Raw genomic sequence first — 18,428 nt, 5'->3', positions numbered from 1 at the left:
GGTTAAGGCTGATATCGAGCAACAATGCCGGGTATCAGCCAAGTGTAAGCGTTAACGGTTATCGACCAAAAGTTACACCGTGGACTTATACCAAGACAGAATTACTTGTGGGTAGGTTTGTCTAGGTTTTTAGAAGCGGTTGAAACTTATACTGAACTGAGGGTAACGCGATCGCGTCCTTGCTGTTTCGATAGATAAAGAGCTTGATTTGCCGCCATAATTAAGGCATCGATGTCAGTATGGGGGTCAACCAGACTGGCAACGCCAAAACTAACGGTGACAACAGACGCGGGTAAATTGAACGTGTCAGGCGGTTTAAATTCAATGCCTTGGGATTTGATTTTCTCTCGCATCTTTTCTGCTACTTGAAAAGCTCCCATAGCATTAGTATGCGGTAAAAGAATCGCAAATTCTTCTCCCCCATAACGTGCGACGATATCTGTTGTCCGCTTAACACAGCGACGTAGGCAATCGGCAATGCGTCGCAAACACTCATCACCCGCTGCTATGCCATAGATTTCGTTGTAGGTTTTGAAACAATCGATATCACACAAAATTAAGGATAGAGGAGACTGTTCGACATTTAAATGATGCCACTCTTGTTCAAGTTGTTGGTCAAAATAACGGCGATTAGCCAGCTTGGTCAGAGTATCCATATTGTAGAAGTGATAAAGTTATAAGTTTGTTGTTCTGAATGACCACACTGTATTGATAAAAAATATATAGCTAGTCTAGATGAAATTTAACTTTAATTGTCCCCACCTACTTAAACGCCTGCGGCGTTAAGGGTTACTAAGGTTGTCACAAACTTTTTTATCCTGTTCCTTAACTTTGACATTTGTCCGCAGATAGTCCTGTACCCAATCGCAACCAAACGCCCAAACCTGATTCAGGTCAATGATACGCTCTAAATCCCACAAAATTACGCTTTTGTCTACACTAGCAGAGGCAAGGGTGCGACCATCGGGACTAAAGGCGATATCGTAGATGCGATCGCTATGGGCTTCTAACGTGACTAGCAGTGTACCGTCCTTGCGCCACAGTTTAACCGTCTTATCTAAACCCGCAGACGCCAGAAGTTGCCCATCGGGACTAAATGCAATATCGTTGACGCGATCGCGATGCCCGTCTAGGGTGGCTAGTAATGTACCATCCCTTGTCCAAAGTTTAATCGTATTGTCCCAACTCGCGGAAGCAAGGCGCTGACTATCGGGACTAAAGGCTAAGCCAAGAATACTATCACCATGTCCGGTTAAGGTGTTCAACAAGATGCCCTCCCTTGTCCAAAGTTTAATCGTTTTATCTTGACTTCCAGAGGCGATCAATTGACCATCTGGGCTAAATACCACGTCAAAAACTACATCACGATGTCCGGTTAAAGTTTTGAGTAATTTCCCCTCCCGCGTCCAAAGTTTGATGGTATTATCGGTACTAGCAGAGGCAAGTAACTGACCCTCTGGGCTAAATTCTACACCGTAAACTCTGCTGCTATGTCCCCGTAAGGTTTTCAATAAAGTCCCATCACCCTGCCAAATTTTAATCGTTTTATCTACACTCGCTGAGGCAATTATTAGCTCATTGGTTGGCAGTGATTCAATAATCTCGCTATTGCCTTGATTCTTTTCTTTCTGCTTCACAAGACCATTTTCAGAGGGAAAATTAGCCTTCACTGGCGGAGCAACAGCAACATCTAACACGGCGTCATCATGCCCCTTAAAAGACGCTAACACCTGACCATCACGTCGCCAGAGTTTGATCGCACCATCCCAACTCCCGGAAACCAGAGTTTGACTATCTGGACTGAAATCAACACCCCAAACCGCATCTTGATGTCCTTGGAGAAAGGTTAATAAGCTTTTTTCTTGCGTCCAAAGTTTAATTGTACCATCCAAACTCGCAGACGCCAACATTTGACCATCGGGGCTAAATGCCACCGCCCAGAGTCCATTTTGATGCCCTTTCAAAACACTGAGTTCAGTTCCATCTGTTTGCCACAGTCTAACAGTTTGATCCCAACTTACAGAAGCAAGGGTTTGACTATCGGAACTAAATGCTAAACCAAAAACTCCATCCGTATGTCCGGTTAACGTTCTCAGTAATAGTCCATCAGGTTGCCAGAGTTTGACGGTTCCATCTATCGAACTTGAAGCCAAAATTTGACTATTGGGACTAACAGTTACATCATTGACCCCACCCTGATGACCTTTGAGAGTTTTCAGTAACGTTCCATTAGGCGTCCAAAGTTTGATAGTGTCATCCCAACTAGCAGAGGCAAAGTATTGACCATCAGGACTAAAGACTACACTGCGAACTTCTCCGCGATGCCCTTTGATAATTCTAGAAACAAAGCATTCTTGGGGATTGGGCGCTCCTTCAATTCGTTCGAGGGAATGGTTTTGACCCTTTGCAATCCTCGATGGCATGATTTTAAATTTTGTGTAGGGGCGGGTTTCACGCTGATCATTTGTTGTCACCCTAATGTTACTAAACCCGCCCTCATCTCCCTCATCTACCTTGTCTGCTAAATTCATACAAGTCCGATCAATTTTCCAAAGTCTTATTGTCTGATCATCACTCCCAGACAGCAACATCTGACCATTCGGACTAAAGGTGATACTATTCACCTGATTAGTATGCCCATTAAGTGTAGCTACTAATGTGCCATCGCGCCGCCACAGTTTCACGGTTTTATCCTTACTTGCTGAAGCAATAAGTTGACTATCTGGGCTAAAGGCTACGCTTTTGACGGTATCGCTATGTCCCTTAATTGTCCTTAATAACGTTCCATCAGGTTGCCAAAGCTTAATCGTTTTATCGTCACCTGCTGAAGCAATCATTGAACCATCAGGACTAAATGTTACATCATGGACTTGCTGGTGATGACCAGAGAGGCGATTATGTTCCCTGACGCCATACACTGCCTTTCGTAGCACGTTTTCAACCGAATCTTTTGTCTGGATATCCACTCTACCTAAAGCTTGTAATTTCTGTTTGGCTCGCAGGGCGGCGATTAATGCCTCTAATCGTTGATCGAGGGCAAATAGTGCTTCTGAAGACGTAGTAATTGCCTCAATTTCACTAATCGCTAACCTGCGGTTTTGTACCAGAATTGCCCCGGCTAATCCACTGACGATAATTAACATTGCCGCAACAGTTATCAACAGTAATCGTTGCTTTTTCGCTATCTGACGTTCAGCGGCTAGTCGGGCTTCCACTTCCTTGATGCGTTCGGCTTCTATCTGCTGTTGTACCTCATTGCGATCGCAGATTTGGCTGGCGGCTAAGAATTGATAGTCTAAGTCACTCAAACTTTTGCCCTGAGACCAAGTTTGGGCATCTTTTAAAGCCTGTCCCCGCAAGAGTCGTGATGAATCAGCAAATTGAGATTCCACCCAAGCTGCCAAGGTTTGAGAGTAAGGACGCAGATGGTTTAATTGTTTCTCAACCCAGTCCAGGTTAAAAACGGCTGGATAAATGCAATTTTTTAGCTTTAATAGTCCTTGTTCTTTGACGACTAAACCTGATAAAAGTAATTCTGTTTGTTCACGACTATCATCGGCTTCGATGTCAATCTCCTGTAAAATTTGCTGATAAATACCCAGTAATCTACCTGCCCGTGCTTCGTTTCTCAACAGGCGATCGCGAACAGTGCGTAGGTGTTCTGGTTCATCCTGAGATTCCCAATGGCGAATGATGCGATCGCGTACCACGGATTCAACCCAAAAGGCTTCAGTACCCGGTGGAATTTTTAGATTATCTCTCACTGTATTTTGCGCCACGTCTAGCACCAGTTGACATAGCTTTTGGGTTAAAAAAGGTTGTCCTCCTGTCCAGGCTAATATTTCTTTAATAATGGCTTCAGGTTTAGCAAATTGTTGGCTGAATCCTTGGGTTAAGGGTTGGGCTTCGTCCAGTTGAAAGCCTTGCAGTTCTATGGCTTTGCCAATATTAAATGGCGTGCGCTTTTTGTCGGCAATTAAATCGCTAGGTGTGGCTACACCAAAGATGGCAAAGGTGAGGCGATTGTAGTCCGATTCTAGACTACGTTGATTATAACAAAACCGAATTAGTGCGAAAAAGTCATCAATAGGAAAATTCAAGCTTAAAATACTATCAATCTCATCGATAAATATAATTATATTTTGGTTGGGGAATTGAGTTAAAAGGATTTCGCTGATAAATTTATTAAATCGTTGAGGCAACGAAATATCTTCTTGCTCCTGCCACCATTTTTTTAGATTAACCGTTTTAAACAGTTTAAATTTGCGAGTTAAATCCAGAACTAATCCCTTATACCACTGATCAGGCGTAATCGTTTCCGAACCTATCATGGTCATATCAAGCGTGGCACATTGGAATCCTTCTTCTTGCAAGCGATGGTGGGTTTGAACTAATAGAGACGATTTTCCCATTTGCCGACAGTTGAGAACATAGCAAAACTCACCCTGTTTTAGAGCATGATACAGTTCGCGATCGGCTTTTCGTTGAACATAGGTGGGAGCATCTTTGTGTAGACTCCCACCGACTTGATAAAGGGAAGTGTTCGTCATTTGTCATTCGTCATTTGTCATTCGTCATTTGTCATTCGTCATTTGTCATTTGTCATTCGTCATTCGTCATTCGTCATTCGTCATTTGTCATTCGTATGTAGGGTGCGTAGGGTGCGTTAGCGAAGCGTAACGCACCATTTCAAACAATAGTAGTGAAACCCGCTCCTACATAATCTCCCTCATCTCCCCCATATTACCCAGCTTCCTTTCCACAAAATCAATCCCGACAAAAAAAGTCGGGTATGTTTGACGGTGGTTTTGGGCTGTGCTACTATCAGCAAAACGTTGACGAACTAGAGAGAGACCACATCATGACCCAGGCAACCATCCCCCATACATCCAATACATCCAGCACCTCTGCTACATTCAAAAACCTCACTTGTAAAGAGTGTGGTGCTGAATATGAACTCCAACCCATCCACGTTTGCGAGTTCTGCTTTGGTCCGTTGGAAGTCACGTATGACTACGACGCCCTGCGCCGCCATGTCACCCGTGAGACGATTCAGTCAGGTCCGAATTCAATTTGGCGCTATCGTTCCTTCCTACCCGTAGCTACCGATAATCCTATTGATGTGGGGACAGGGATGACACCTCTAGTCAAATCCCATCGTCTCGCCCGCCGCCTGGGTCTAAAAAATCTTTATATTAAAAATGATGCTGTAAATATGCCCACCTTGAGTTTCAAGGATCGGGTGGTATCTGTAGCCCTCACTAGAGCTAGAGAATTAGGATTTTCTACCGTATCTTGTGCCAGTACAGGGAACTTAGCTAATTCTACCGCTGCGATCGCGGCACACGCGGGCTTAGATTGTTGTGTATTTATTCCGGCTGACTTAGAAGCGGGGAAAGTCTTAGGTACATTAATCTACAACCCCACCGTAATGGCAGTAGAAGGCAACTATGATCAGGTCAACCGCCTCTGTTGTGAGGTTGCCAATACCCATGGTTGGGGATTTGTCAACATTAACTTGCGTCCTTATTATTCAGAAGGCTCAAAAACTCTGGGCTTTGAAGTCGCCGAACAACTGGGTTGGCAGCTACCGGATCATATTGTGTCGCCCTTGGCTTCCGGTTCTCTGTTCACAAAAATTTATAAAGGTTTCCAAGAGTTCGTCAAAACTGGCTTAGTAGCGGATAAAGCGGTGCGCTTCAGTGGCGCACAAGCCGAAGGCTGTTCTCCCATTGCCCAAGCCTTCCGGGAAGGACGGGATTTTGTGACTCCGGTAAAACCGAGTACAATTGCTAAGTCGATCGCGATCGGAAATCCTGCTGATGGCATTTACGCCCTAGAGATCGCCCAGAAAACCAACGGTAATATTGAATCCGTCACCGACGCCGAAATTATCGAAGGGATGAAACTGCTGGCTGAAACTGAAGGTATCTTTACCGAAACCGCTGGCGGTACAACAATTGCCGTTCTCAAAAAATTGGTGGAAGCTGGAAAAATTAACCCGGATGAAACCACTGTTGCCTATATCACCGGGAATGGACTCAAAACCCAAGAAGCAGTTCAAGGATATATTGGAGAACCCCTCACCATTGAACCCAAATTAGACAGTTTTGAGCGAGCATTAGAACGGGCGCATACCCTTGACCGTTTAGAATGGCAACAAGTTTTGGTTTAATACGTTGACAACCCTCACCCCCAGCCCCTCTCCCAAGCTTGGGAGAGGGGAGTAATACCAAATCCGACGACAGGAACCCCCTTTATCCCTTAGCCGATGAAAGCCTGTTGCCTTGTCTCTACTCATGAAGGGGGTAGTTAACCCGGCTTGGGTAGAAGAAGGGAGGCAAAAAGTGCGAGTACACAGCCCAAAAGCTGACCAGTATTGCTTATCACCTTAAGTTGTTTCCCTATATCTCTACTTGGAAACATCTCGAACATCTACCCATTAATCACTGATTCCAAATCTATGGCTGTAAAAGTTTTAATTCCTACCACCCTCCAGAAATTCACTGACAATAAAGCAATGATTGAATGCAGCGCTGGCAATGTCGCTGAACTTTTGGACTCCCTCGAAATTAGTTGTCCTGGAATTAAAGGGCGCTTGTGTGATGATCAAGGGAAGCCGCGTCGCTTTTTAAACTTCTACGTCAATAGCGAAGATATTCGCTTTCTCGATGGCACAAATACCCAACTCAGCGATGGCGATGAAGTCAGCATTGTCCCTGCTGTGGCTGGTGGTTAATCTGAACGAAAAACAACGCCACGAATCTTGTGTAGAGACGTAGCATGCTACGTCTCTACATCGATGAAAAACTGTTCCAATACTTCGCGATTTGGTAGCGAAGGCTGCGCCCCGGCTTGAGTCACCGAAATTGCCCCGGCTGCTGCACCCCAAACAACGGCTTCCTGTATCGGTAATCCCTCTGCCAACGCCACAGCTAATGCGCCATTAAACGCATCACCCGCCGCCGTAGTATCAACAACTTGAACTGGAAATGCTGGTATAAAAAAGCGTTCAGATGGGGTGCTACAGTAAACGCCTTGGTTCCCCAATGTCAGAATGACAGTCTTCACACCTCGTTGCTGAAGGATAGGCGCGGCTTTCTGGGCTGTTTCCAGACTATCCACAGCAAAACCCACCAACTGACTGGCTTCTATCTGATTGGGAGTCATAATATCAACCAGGGTATACAGTTCAAGTGGAATATCCTGGGCAGGTGCTGGATCAAGAATGACCGGAACCCCTGCATCATGGGCAGTTCTAGCCGCTTCAACAACGGTAATCAGGGGAATTTCTAGCTGCATCAGTAGCGCGGTGGCTGTGGGTAAGAGGGGTTTAAGACGTGCCACATCGGTTTGATTGAGTTGTCCATTGGCACCTGCTGTAATCACAATCTGATTTTCACCCGCTTCATCAACCAAAATCACCGCCACACCGGAACTTGCTGAAGTATCCCGCAAAATTTTATCTGTTTGCACACCTGCGGCTTGTAAACTTGCCAGCAGTTGATGGGCAAATGCATCATCTCCCAAGCGCCCAACCAAGTGAGTCATCATTCCCAGTCTGGCGGCGGCGACGGCTTGATTTGCCCCTTTCCCCCCAGGGGCGGTAAAAAACTCAGATCCTTGTAGAGTTTCACCCGCGACAGGTAAACGAGGCGTTTTGGTGACTAAATCGATGTTGATGCTACCGAAAACCAGGATCGAGTTCATAGCAAAACATAAGAACGCCACTTCAGAGTAGCGCGATCGCACGGTCTTTGATCACTGCTGTTGGAGGATCTCAGGTTAAGCTGTTTCTTTCAAGGAGTTGGTTGAATAGTATCCGATTTGAGTGAATAGCGTTCGTTAATGCAAATGAATGTAGGGGCGCAAGGCTTGCGCCCTTAACAAAGTATCGCATCGAACCGGAAATTACTCTGGAGTGCCAATATCAAGATTAACAGTTTATGTCCGGTGAATAATTGACAGGTGGGTTCGTTAGGTGATAGCCGTGCGATCGTTCGTTTTAGGGCTTCAATTGCCTTACCACCCCGCACTCCAGCAAATTCGATGTAATACTTGTTATCCTCAGCATTTTTCATGTTTAGAGTTTTGCTGGGATTACACGCCGCAAAAAATCGTTCTAAATCTAACCTCATGAGAGTCTATTCAGTGATGGGTAACCATTAATCCAGCCAATTTAAAATTCAAGATTCAAACAAAAAATCTGCCGTATCAAGGTAGACAGATTCATGACTAAAAACTAAAGACAAATGACAAATGATGAAGTCTTAATGCGTTGACACAGCCGCTTCTAAACCCAATAGATTCATCAACCGTTCACTATCAAAATGTTCTCCCATAAGCTGTTGGATGCACTGGGCTTTAATGGATTCGCGCAGGCGTACTTGACCAAAAGCGCGATCGATAATTTCCACCGTTGTCAGGGTATCGAGATCCACAGATAAGATAGGGATTTCTAGTTCTTCAGCCCGGTTGACAATTAACGGTTGGGGTGGTATTTGCCCTGTTAAAATCAGACAGTGGGTAGATGTTTCCAGTGCTGCCATTTGGATATCCGTGCGATCGCCTCCGGTGACGACTGCCATGTGCTTGCCTTTGCGGAAATATTTTAGGGCAGAGTTGACATTCATCGCGCCAATGGTCAAACTTTGAACCAATAAATCTATCCGATCCGGACGGCAAAGCACTTGAGCATCGAGTTGATGAATCAATTCTCGCACCGTAACGCTGCGGAGTAAATCGTTTTGAGGTAGAATCCCTAATACGGGAATACCTTGCGCCTCTAGAAACGGTTGAACAGTGGATTGGACGATTTCCAGTTGATCTGCCGGAACCGCATTAATCACAACTCCCCGTAAGCGATCGCCCAGTTGGTTTTTGGCAGATAGCAGCGTTTCCACCAGTAATACTGAATGAAAACGGCTGACTAATATAATTGAAGCCTCTATTTCCTGAGCAATGTTCAGCAACGAGAGGTCAAATAAATTGCCTTCAAACAGGGTACTCGGTCCTTCGAGTACCATTAAATCACCAATTGGCGGCTGGAGATAGGACTTCAGCGATGCACGATAATTGGTCGAATCCTCACCCCGCAAGCGTTTCTGCATCGTCTGATCATCCAGATAGAGTAGAGGAGATCGCACCCGTTTTTCTGGTAGATCTAGGATAGACGGAATAAACTGCACATCATCGCCTTCCCGATTCAGTTGATTCACATACTCAGTACAGCCTAAAAGCTTACCATAACCAATATCCAGTCCTTTACTTTTAAGCTGATGGGCGATGCCCAGAATGATGGCGGACTTGCCACTATATGCTTCAGTTGATCCGATTAGTAAATAATTCACGGATTTTGTCACCCCTAATTTCGCTCCTCTGTTCAAAATGCCACTTGAGTTTACTCGTCACGTAGTAGTTTGCGATAAAACGTCTGGGAAAAATCCGTCAAGCGGGTACGCTTGAAATTCAAAATCACTTCGATTAAGTAGTTAATAAATTCAGAATTCGGCAACGTTACCTCATAACTCAGTTCCGCATTGCCGTCAAACTGTAATCGGCAGCGAGTGGGTTCTGAAGGGAGTTTAGAGACAAACCAGGTTGCCACAAAGGGAATGCTCTCACCGCCTTCAATACGGCGATTTCCTTCTAACGATCCCTGTTGATACAGACTAATCGCCAGAGGGAGAGCATTGCGCTTAGCGCCTTGATAATAAGGCATGTAGACACCGACGGCGGCTTTTTCAGCAGGCTGAAGTTTCTCGATAGACATAGCTGACTAACGTCTTGTTCCAATAGTGAGAATGCCATGCACTCTCGTTGAAGGCTAATAAATTATAGAAAACCGATGCGGTTGAATTAGAGAGGTTTCTCCCAAATTGTTTACTCTACCTCGATCTTAGGTGGTTTTGGTTCCTGTATGCTACTTTCTAATCAAGCATTTAGACTAAAACCGCGATAAGCCATGAGTGAGACAATCTTTAGCAAGATTATCCGTCGGGAAATCCCGGCTGATATTGTGTATGAGGATGATCTAGTCCTAGCCTTCAAGGATGTTGCACCCAAAGCCCCCGTTCATATTCTGCTCATTCCCAAACAACCGATTCCCCAGCTAGCGGCAGCGGAGTCCCACGATCACGCCCTTATGGGGCATCTGCTGTTAACCGCCAAGCGAGTGGCTGAACAAGTGGGTTTGAATCAAGGGTATCGGGTGGTGATCAACAACGGTGCTGATGGCGGTCAAACCGTGGATCATCTACATTTACACATTTTAGGCGGACGCCAGATGGACTGGCCCCCCGGTTAAAAGTTGGGGTGTGGGGGGTGGAGGTGCGGAGGGGCGGAGGGGTGCAGAAAGATAATTTCGTAAAGATTCTTTGAATAACGTGACAAAATAGAACATTAGCTAGACTGGACAGTGATTTGGGTATTGGTATCATCCGTGATACAAGGAACAAAGACCGTTAGTCTTCGTGTAGGGGCGACCCGCTTGCACTAATTAACAACTCCAGTCCACTAAATAGACTCGGGTCGCCCTCTTTTCAACCCTCTGTCCTAGAAAGTGTTTATTAGGAGTCAAAATATCAATTTCCGATCAGAATTCGCTTAGGGATAAAAGTCTCCTCAAAAAATTTAGGAAATTGGCAAGAGTCGGAACCTGTACTTGAGTCTCTGCGCTAACCCAATTATTATCTGAAATACTCACTGTATTTGTCTTTCCGGGTTTAAGAATACTGACAATTGCAGCGACTAAAGCTTTATCCTCATCGAAAGGTTTCCACTTGCACTTAAAAGCTCTCCTCTCCTCCTCAGAAAATTGAGCCAGATAGGAGCGTGATCTCTCCATCCACGCCGGATAAGCAATTTCTCCACAATGGCAAAGTAAGGTGTCTAACACACCCTGAGAACGATTATCTGGCAAAACATAGATTCCTGTTCGTGGTGTATTTGTTGTGTCTACTTCACCAGGTTGTATGGGGAAATTGGGAAAATAAGTCTGGAAGCAATCAGAATAATCGTTTACTACTGCATCAGGAGACTTTTTATCAGCATCAGCAACAATCCCTAAGGCGGCAAGATTGGTTTGATACTCAAGGTTGTTGCAGATAATATCATCTAAATTGGTTACCAGATTACTGCCTTCACCTGCATAGACAGCTACGGAAAGAGACTCCGTAAACAGGATAGAGGGCATATCAAGACGCTTGTATAAGTTTCCTTTTTTGGGATAGGTAGGGATAAATTTGCGCCAGAACGGATCTAACTCTGACTCCAAACCGTTACATTCTTTTCTAAAGTCTTTAAACCCTAAAAGTTTAAGTCCTTTGCCCACAAATGCTTGATCGTGTGAGCCTTCAACACCTATGATGGCATAGTTCACCATCGTACCTCCTGTCCTAACCCCTCCCGCAGCCTTTGCAGACGATGCCAATCAAGTCGCAGTGCTTGAGTTATCGAGTCCTTTGGTTCTAGGCGATAGACAACGAGATCCGCTTCGGCTTCAGTAGCAGCCAATAGCGCGTCAATAGCATCAAGACTGTGAGTTGTGGCAAAAAGTTGTACATCCATTTCTCTGCACCACTGAACTAGCCAAGAAAATGATTCCTGGAGTGCTTCGGTATGGATCGCTGTTTCTAACTCATCAATCAGGAGAATACCCCCTCTTATCTTTGCCAGAGTCAAGGCTATGAATAGCAGGCGACGGACACCATCACCGAAAGCACTCAATGGTGCAAGACCTAATTGTTTGTGATCAATATAAACGATGGAGCTAACTCCTGGACGAGGCAGATTCTGTAAATCAATAATTCCTGAATCTATAGTTTGAATTGATTTAATCACTTCCGACTTAAATCGGTGAAGCGTCGCTTCTGATAGCAACTCCACTTGTAAGGTTTCAATGCGATGAGAAAATGGGGTTACTGTACTGACTGGAAGTCTTAGATCATTTCGGTTTTTTTGAATGAAAGGCTTATGTTCCCACACTTGAAACGTCTCTATTCGATCAGGTTCGGAGTTGAGATCCTTCAAATCATCGTTTAAGTGAGCTTTTAGCTCTATAGAAGCACCGCGCTTGATTGAGGTATTTTCAAGCTCTAGCTCGTCTTCAGAAACGTTAGACTCGTCCTCTAGATATTCCGACTCTCCTACTCCTTCTATCTCTTGATAGATAGCCCTAGATTCCTTGACGGGAAAAATGCCATCACCAGATAGATAGGTCTCCCCTTGGTAAAAGTCAATAATCTCATCTTGATTATTGTGATGAGGAAACAACCATTTGAGTGCATCCAGCTTAGGTTTACGAGACGATTTAATTTCTCGCCGCCTTGCCGTATTTAGCCACTCCAGTGGATCTAACGGACAGCAATAGGTGGAAATGGCTTCTAAAACACTGGTTTTGCCTGAGTTGTTAATGCCAACAAGCAAATTAATCCGTCCCAGGTTCTGCAAATTCAAATCGCGCAGCCCCCGGAATTTATGAATAGTAAGATTTTTAATGTGAAGCATCAACAACAGACCAACACAGTATAATGGGTCAATTGTACCAAGTCCAACTGATATCTTGCACCCGTTGTAATAGGTTTTGTGTAATGGCGTAACACACTGAATTTGATGGATAACGCTTCCATTCAGAACCTTTAGGGGCGCAAGGCTTGCGCCCGATTTAACCGTAAAATCTATTCCACCCAAGTCTTTAACGGTGAGTAGTGCGTTACTTCACTCTCCTCACCCTACAGATTTACCTGAAGCGCTGTCAAGCCAAGCTTTAAGCCCGTTACCCCATCGGCTTCCGGTTGAGATCAGGAAATTCCAGTACCATAACCTAGTATGGGTTTACTTTTCCCCAAACCACCCTTGGATTATGCGCCTTAGCCTAGAACCTTTTACTGTTCACAAGCGATTCCCATTAACCATTAGTCGCGGTACAACCTCCCAAAGCACCAATATCTGGGTGCGGCTAGAACATCAGGGGATAGAGGGTTGGGGTGAAGCCTCTCCCTTTGCGATCGCGACTCCATCCCATCCCTTAACTAAACCTCCCCAAACGACTCAGATGTTGTTGGATGCACTGGAGTTAGTGATACCGACATTAGAAACCTATACCCCCTGGGAACGCCAGAAAATCGAACGAGTCTTGGCAGATGCGGATGCACCATCGGCGGCTAGGGCGGCGATTGATATCGCATTACAGGATTGGTTAGGAAAACACTTAGGTGTTCCCTTATGGAAATTGTGGGGATGCAATCGCCACCGGATTGTGCCAATTTCCGCCACGGTAGGAATTGGTACACCTGAAGCCGCAAAACAACGAGTGCGAAATTGGATACCGATTACTGGGGGCAATGTGCTTAAAATTAAACTCGGTTCCCCTGACGGAATTGAAGCCGATCGCGAAATGCTATTAGCTATCCGAGATGTCGCCCCCCAAGCCCAGTTAACCGTTGATGCGAATGGCGGTTGGAGTGTAGATGATGCGATAAAAATGTGCGACTGGTTAGCCAAACAAGGTGTCAAATACGTCGAACAACCCCTTCCCGCCGGACAAGAGGCGGATTTACCTCACCTGTATTCGCGATCGCCTGTACCGATTTTTGTGGATGAAAGTTGCTTTACCAGTGCGGATATTCCACCTCTGGCGGATTGCATTCATGGGATTAATATCAAACTAATGAAATCCGGTGGATTAACCGAAGCCTTGCGGATGGTACATACCGCCAAAGCCTGTGGATTACAGGTGATGTATGGCTGCTATTCCGATAGTACCCTCGCCAATACCGCCGCCTCTCATTTATCCTCTTTCGCCGATTATCTGGATTTAGACAGCCATTTGAACTTAGCTGACGATCCCTTCACTGGGGCGACACTGCAAGATGGACGATTGATACCAAATAATTTATCAGGATTGGGAGTGCAACGCCATGTATCTGACAAGTGATCAGCGCGTCGCTATTTTATTACATGAAGGGATTCGCGGCGATCACGGCAAAACCGGATTAACGCTGCTACGGTATGGGGAAGCAACGGTGGTGGCGGTGATTGACAAAGATTGTGCTGGAGAGTCTTTATCTGAATTAACTGGAATTAACTGTAATGCGCCGATTGTGGATTCAGTGAGTTCCGCCCTCGCCTACAATCCGACTATATTAGCCATTGGAATTGCCCCATCGGGGGGACGGTTGCCAGAGGTTTGGAGGCAAGAAGTTAAGCAGGGAATTGCGGCGGGACTTTCAGTTTATAACGGTTTGCATACGCCCATGGCATCTGATCCCGAATTACAGGAATTACTCCAACCGAATCAAGAAATTTGGGATATTCGTCAGGAACCCCAGGATTTAGGGATTGGCAAAGCCCAAGCGCGATCGCTCTCTTGTCAACGGATTTTAACCGTGGGGACGGATATGAGTGTGGGCAAAATGTCTACCAGTATTGAGTTCCATCGCGCCGCTTGTCGAAAGGGAATCAAGTCTAAGTTTTTGGCAACGGGTCAAGCAGGGTTAATGATTGCTGGAGATGGTATTCCTTTAGATGCGATTCGAGTTGATTTTGCGGCGGGTGCGGTTGAACAAATAGTGATGAAATTTGGTAATGATTATGAGTTGTTAATCATAGAAGGACAGGGGTCACTGATTCATCCCGGTTCTACGGCAACCTTACCCCTAATTCGAGGCACACAACCGACAGGGTTAATAGTAGTTCATCGCGCTGGACAAACTCATATTCGCCATTGTCAGGATGTAATGATTCCACCGTTACCGGAGGTGATTCACCTCTATGAAACTGTGGCTAGGGCGGGAGGGGCATTTGCACCAATTCCAGTCGTGGCAATTGCCTTAAATACGGGGCATTTGAGAGATGAGGAAGCACAAGACGCGATCGCCCAGGTTCAGGATGAGGCAGGTTTACCTTGTACGGATGTGGTGCGATTTGGGGCAGATTTATTGGTTGATGCTGTAATGGGAACGTTATAATATTTTCCCTATTTGGTGGATTAGAGTTACATCCTCATGAAATCTATCTTACTGGCAAAACTGAGGTTTGTAGTCAGAACTTTAGTGCTTAAGTAAGTACCATTCCATTTAAACTCAATGGGTATTCTAACGATGAAGCGCCGAAACTTCTGCAAAAATGCTGTGCTAGGAACAGCAGGGTTCACCACAGTAGCCTCAACTCAAAGTACTCCTCAACCTGAGGCTTCTACACCAACGCAACCCACGATTCAATGGCGCATGGCAACCAGTTGGCTCAAAAGTGATATTACCTTTGGCGCGGTGGAAGAACTTTGTCAACGAGTGAAGGTGGCGACGAATGGACGGTTTGTGATTATTCCCTATCCGGCGGGTGAAATTGTTCCCCCACTACAGGTGTTTGATGCGGTTAAAGCGGGAACGGTTGAGTGCGGGCATACAACCGCTCTTTACTATCTGGACAAAAATCCCACCTTAATCTTTAGCATTTCTGTTCCCTTTGGACTAACAACGTACCAACAGAATGCTTGGCTACATTATGGGGGGGGTTTAGAGATTATGCATCAGCTCTATGCTGACTTTGGCATTATTGCATTCCCGGCTGGTGCTGTGGGTATCCAAATGGGCGGATGGTTCAACAAAGAAATGAATAGTTCAACTGACTTTAAAGAACTAAAAATTCGCATTCCTGGATGGGGAGCGCAAATTCTCAGCCGTTTTGGGGCGAAAGTGATTATCTTAGGGGGCGATGAAATTTTGGCGGCGCTAAAGACGGGTAGAATTGAGGCAGCCGAATGGCGCAATCCTCATGATGATGAGAAGCTAGGATTGCACCGTGTGGCTCGCTATTACTATTATCCAGGCTGGTGGGAACCGGGCGCGAGTGAAGATATTCTCGTGAGTCGCCAGCAATGGCAAACGTTACCGAAAGCCTATCAGCAAATTTTGCAAGCGGCGGCGACGGAAACGAGTTTGACGATGTTAGCCGCCTTGGATGCGGCGAATGGGGAGGCGCTGAAACGGTTAGTTGAGGGTGGAACCCAATTAAAATCCTACAGTCAAGAGATATTACAAACGGCTTATCAAGTGAGTGTTGACCTTTTGGAAGAAAATGCTCGTCAAGATATAATCTTTAGAGAGGTATATAATAAATGGAAAGCGTTTCGCCGTAAGATTTATCAGTGGAATCGGATCAATGAATTGAGTTTGGAGCAGTTTGTACCTAAAGATTTTAGCTAAAATTAATGATTTAGTCGGGATTGATTCGGGTAAAAGGTGCTAAACTATAAAGTTTAAACTCGGTATCAGTTCAACCCGATTACATGGGGCGAGGTTAATACGGTGAGTTTCAGGCTGAATGCTTTTAAATCTAAACTACTCAATCATCGATTTCAAGCTAACCGTCGGAAACTAGCTGTTAAGCTGCGTAATCGGAAAATTGGACAAAAATTAAATATTGCCTTTGGTATTTTAATTGTGATGACGTTTCTGGTGATTGGGCGAAATTATTTGGGGGGGCGAGAGGCTCAAGTCAATATCAATCGAACCCAGAATACACGAGTTCCGACTGTCCTCGCCTCCGCCCAAGCCCAGGCAAATTTGCTGAAAATGTTATCCCAGGTGCGAGCTTATGTAGCAACGGGAGATCCGGAGTACCGCTACCGCTACCAGGAATCGAGACAGAACTTTGAAGCCGATTTAGCCCAAATGGAGGCGCTGGCGAACCACTCCGCCTCTGATATTCGCGATCGCGTCGGTAAACTGAAACAAACGTATCAGATTTGGTCGGAACTTCCCGATCAGCTAATCGCCTTGCGAGATGACTTGCTGGAAAATCAACCCGCCTTAAAACTCTTGGATAGCCAAGGGAAAAAACCGATTATTATTATTCAGCGAGAGATAGAAGAAATGCTCGATGATCAACAGACGCGATCGCCTTCCGCTACTAACACGGCTCTCCTCCGGGATATGGCTGAGTTTCAAAGTAGTTTTGCTCTCCTCATCTCTGCCTTACAAAGCTACTTAGTCACTCGTTCTCCTTCCTTTCGCTTTGAGTACAATGCTCTGGCTCAAGCCAACCAAAATGCTTGGCAAGAGTTAGTAGCAAAACAGCAATTTTTGACGGCTAAACAGCGCACCAGCTTTGATGAAATCGCCAACAGACGTACTGAATTCTTTCGTTTACCCCCACGAATGTTTGAAATTGTTGAAAGTGACCGCTATCGCCAAGAATTATTCTTACTGAAAACCCAAGCTGAACCGCTAGCCGAAGATATGTTGAGCCAGCTTGATCAAATTGTTACCGCTCAGCAATTGATGCTAGCTCAGGAATTAAAAAAAGCCAATCGCAGTCTCAATCAAGCGCAATGGCAAACACTAATTTGGGGAATTTTTGCCTTAATCCTTGCCATCGCTATGGCATTTTGGTTACGCCGACAAATTGCGGAACCGATTAAACGACTGACAGACGTGACCCGCCGTCTCCAAGATGGGGATTTGAGTGTTAAAGCGGCGGTTAATTCAACCGATGAAGTGGGGGAACTCGCTGACTCGTTTAACCGTATGTCAGGACAACTTCAGCACGCCTTTGTCACCTTAGAAGATAAAGTCACCGAACGCACCGCCCAACTCGCGACAGCGAATCAAGAAATTCAGGCGCTCAATCAGAAGCTGAAAACCGAAAACCTCCGCATGAGCGCTCAACTGGATATTGTCCGTCAAATGCAGCATCTAATTCTACCCAAAGCCGAGGAACTCCAATGTATTGAAGGACTCGATATTGCTGGATTTATGGAACCCGCAGATGAAGTGGGTGGTGATTATTATGATGTACTCTACAGTGACGGTGTTGTCACTATTGGTATCGGTGATGTTACCGGACACGGACTCGAAAGTGGTATTTTAATGCTAATGACTCAAATGGGTGTCCGCACGCTTAAAGAAATTCGCGAAACTGATCCGATTCGATTCCTGGATACGCTTAATCGGACTATTTATAAGAATGTTAAACGGATGAACTCGGACAAAAATTTGACATTAGCGATTCTTAATTATGCCCAAGGTCAAGTCAGCATAAGTGGTCAACATGAAGAAACTATTGTGGTGCGAAAGGGTGGCAAAATAGAACGCATTGACACCCTAGATTTAGGGTTTCCCATTGGTTTGGAGTATGAAATTTCCGAATTTATTCGTCATACTCTCGTACCACTCAATCCGGGTGATGGGATTGTCCTTTATACCGATGGGATTACCGAAGCTGAAAATATAAACCGGATTCAGTATGGGATAGAAAAGCTTTGTCAGGTGGTGAGTCAAAATTGGCAAAAGTCGGCGGAGGAGATTAAGCAGGCGGTGATTGATGATGTACGGCGACACATTGGTCAGCAGAAAGTGTTTGATGATATTACATTGCTAGTGCTGAAACAACAATAAATGACATACTACCTCCAGCGAAAACCCATA

14 protein-coding genes and 1 pseudogene are annotated in these 18,428 nt (G+C 45.3%); 7 read left to right on the top strand and 8 right to left on the bottom strand.

The window, feature by feature from the left end:
• Nucleotides 1–146 precede the first annotated feature (146 nt).
• Both RIC07_RS13030 and RIC07_RS13025 read right to left on the bottom strand, forming a co-directional pair.
• On the bottom strand, nt 147–656 hold the full coding sequence (locus RIC07_RS13030) for a diguanylate cyclase (RefSeq protein WP_446394909.1): 510 nt from the start codon (nt 654–656) through the stop codon (nt 147–149).
• A gap of 126 nt (nt 657–782) precedes the next feature.
• Nucleotides 783–4,550, bottom strand: a complete 3,768-nt coding sequence (locus RIC07_RS13025; protein ID WP_446394908.1) for a WD40 domain-containing protein — start codon at nt 4,548–4,550, stop codon at nt 783–785.
• A gap of 311 nt (nt 4,551–4,861) precedes the next feature.
• On the opposite strand from RIC07_RS13025, the gene thrC reads away from it, so the two are divergent.
• Both thrC and RIC07_RS13015 read left to right on the top strand, forming a co-directional pair.
• The gene (gene thrC, locus RIC07_RS13020) at nt 4,862–6,175 is read left to right on the top strand and encodes a threonine synthase (RefSeq protein ID WP_446394907.1); all 1,314 of its coding nucleotides are present in this window, start codon (nt 4,862–4,864) and stop codon (nt 6,173–6,175) included.
• A 288-nt stretch (nt 6,176–6,463) separates the two neighbouring features.
• A complete protein-coding gene (locus tag RIC07_RS13015) occupies nt 6,464–6,739 on the top strand; it encodes a MoaD/ThiS family protein (RefSeq protein ID WP_446342542.1) in 276 nt (91 codons plus the stop codon).
• Between the two features lie 47 nt (nt 6,740–6,786).
• On the opposite strand, the gene rbsK is transcribed toward RIC07_RS13015, so the two are convergent.
• The 4 genes and pseudogenes from rbsK to ebsA all read right to left on the bottom strand — a co-directional run bounded on the left by rbsK (nt 6,787) and on the right by ebsA (nt 9,772).
• The gene (gene rbsK, locus RIC07_RS13010; protein ID WP_446394906.1) at nt 6,787–7,710 is read right to left on the bottom strand and encodes a ribokinase; all 924 of its coding nucleotides are present in this window, start codon (nt 7,708–7,710) and stop codon (nt 6,787–6,789) included.
• A 236-nt stretch (nt 7,711–7,946) separates the two neighbouring features.
• Nucleotides 7,947–8,138 (bottom strand): annotated as a pseudogene (locus RIC07_RS13005) (ATP-binding protein); the annotation flags it as partial.
• A 132-nt stretch (nt 8,139–8,270) separates the two neighbouring features.
• Complete coding sequence (locus tag RIC07_RS13000) at nt 8,271–9,362, bottom strand: phosphotransacetylase family protein (protein ID WP_446376072.1); 1,092 nt, start codon at nt 9,360–9,362, stop codon at nt 8,271–8,273.
• A gap of 38 nt (nt 9,363–9,400) precedes the next feature.
• Nucleotides 9,401–9,772: a type IV pilus biogenesis protein EbsA gene (ebsA, locus tag RIC07_RS12995; RefSeq protein ID WP_446376070.1), complete on the bottom strand. Its 372-nt coding sequence runs from the start codon at nt 9,770–9,772 to the stop codon at nt 9,401–9,403.
• Nucleotides 9,773–9,964: 192 nt separating this feature from the next.
• Between ebsA and RIC07_RS12990 the strand changes: the two genes are divergently transcribed.
• A complete protein-coding gene (locus RIC07_RS12990) occupies nt 9,965–10,306 on the top strand; it encodes a histidine triad nucleotide-binding protein (protein WP_446376068.1) in 342 nt (113 codons plus the stop codon).
• A 288-nt stretch (nt 10,307–10,594) separates the two neighbouring features.
• Here the strand turns inward: RIC07_RS12990 and RIC07_RS12985 are convergent, their stop codons facing one another.
• Both RIC07_RS12985 and RIC07_RS12980 read right to left on the bottom strand, forming a co-directional pair.
• Nucleotides 10,595–11,383 (bottom strand): DUF3226 domain-containing protein, encoded by a 789-nt coding sequence (locus RIC07_RS12985; protein ID WP_446394905.1) that lies wholly within the window; start codon nt 11,381–11,383, stop codon nt 10,595–10,597.
• Complete coding sequence (locus RIC07_RS12980; protein WP_446394904.1) at nt 11,377–12,507, bottom strand: AAA family ATPase; 1,131 nt, start codon at nt 12,505–12,507, stop codon at nt 11,377–11,379. The genes RIC07_RS12985 and RIC07_RS12980 overlap by 7 nt, the downstream gene beginning before the upstream one ends.
• 355 nt (nt 12,508–12,862) lie before the next feature.
• Between RIC07_RS12980 and RIC07_RS12975 the strand changes: the two genes are divergently transcribed.
• The 4 genes from RIC07_RS12975 to RIC07_RS12960 all read left to right on the top strand — a co-directional run bounded on the left by RIC07_RS12975 (nt 12,863) and on the right by RIC07_RS12960 (nt 18,398).
• Complete coding sequence (locus RIC07_RS12975) at nt 12,863–13,936, top strand: dipeptide epimerase (RefSeq protein ID WP_446394910.1); 1,074 nt, start codon at nt 12,863–12,865, stop codon at nt 13,934–13,936.
• Nucleotides 13,920–14,969, top strand: a complete 1,050-nt coding sequence (locus RIC07_RS12970) for a DUF1611 domain-containing protein (RefSeq protein ID WP_446394903.1) — start codon at nt 13,920–13,922, stop codon at nt 14,967–14,969. Before RIC07_RS12975 ends, RIC07_RS12970 begins: the two co-directional genes overlap by 17 nt.
• A gap of 132 nt (nt 14,970–15,101) precedes the next feature.
• Entirely contained in the window at nt 15,102–16,205 is a 1,104-nt protein-coding gene (locus RIC07_RS12965) for a TRAP transporter substrate-binding protein (protein WP_446376062.1), read from the top strand.
• A gap of 102 nt (nt 16,206–16,307) precedes the next feature.
• The gene (locus tag RIC07_RS12960; RefSeq protein WP_446394902.1) at nt 16,308–18,398 is read left to right on the top strand and encodes a SpoIIE family protein phosphatase; all 2,091 of its coding nucleotides are present in this window, start codon (nt 16,308–16,310) and stop codon (nt 18,396–18,398) included.
• The last annotated feature ends 30 nt before the right edge of the window (nt 18,399–18,428 follow it).

This window comes from Coleofasciculus sp. E1-EBD-02, assembly GCF_040218245.1.
In the GTDB taxonomy this organism is placed as follows: Bacteria; Cyanobacteriota; Cyanobacteriia; order Cyanobacteriales; family Coleofasciculaceae; genus Coleofasciculus.
This window is presented reverse-complemented; position numbering and strand designations above follow the sequence as displayed.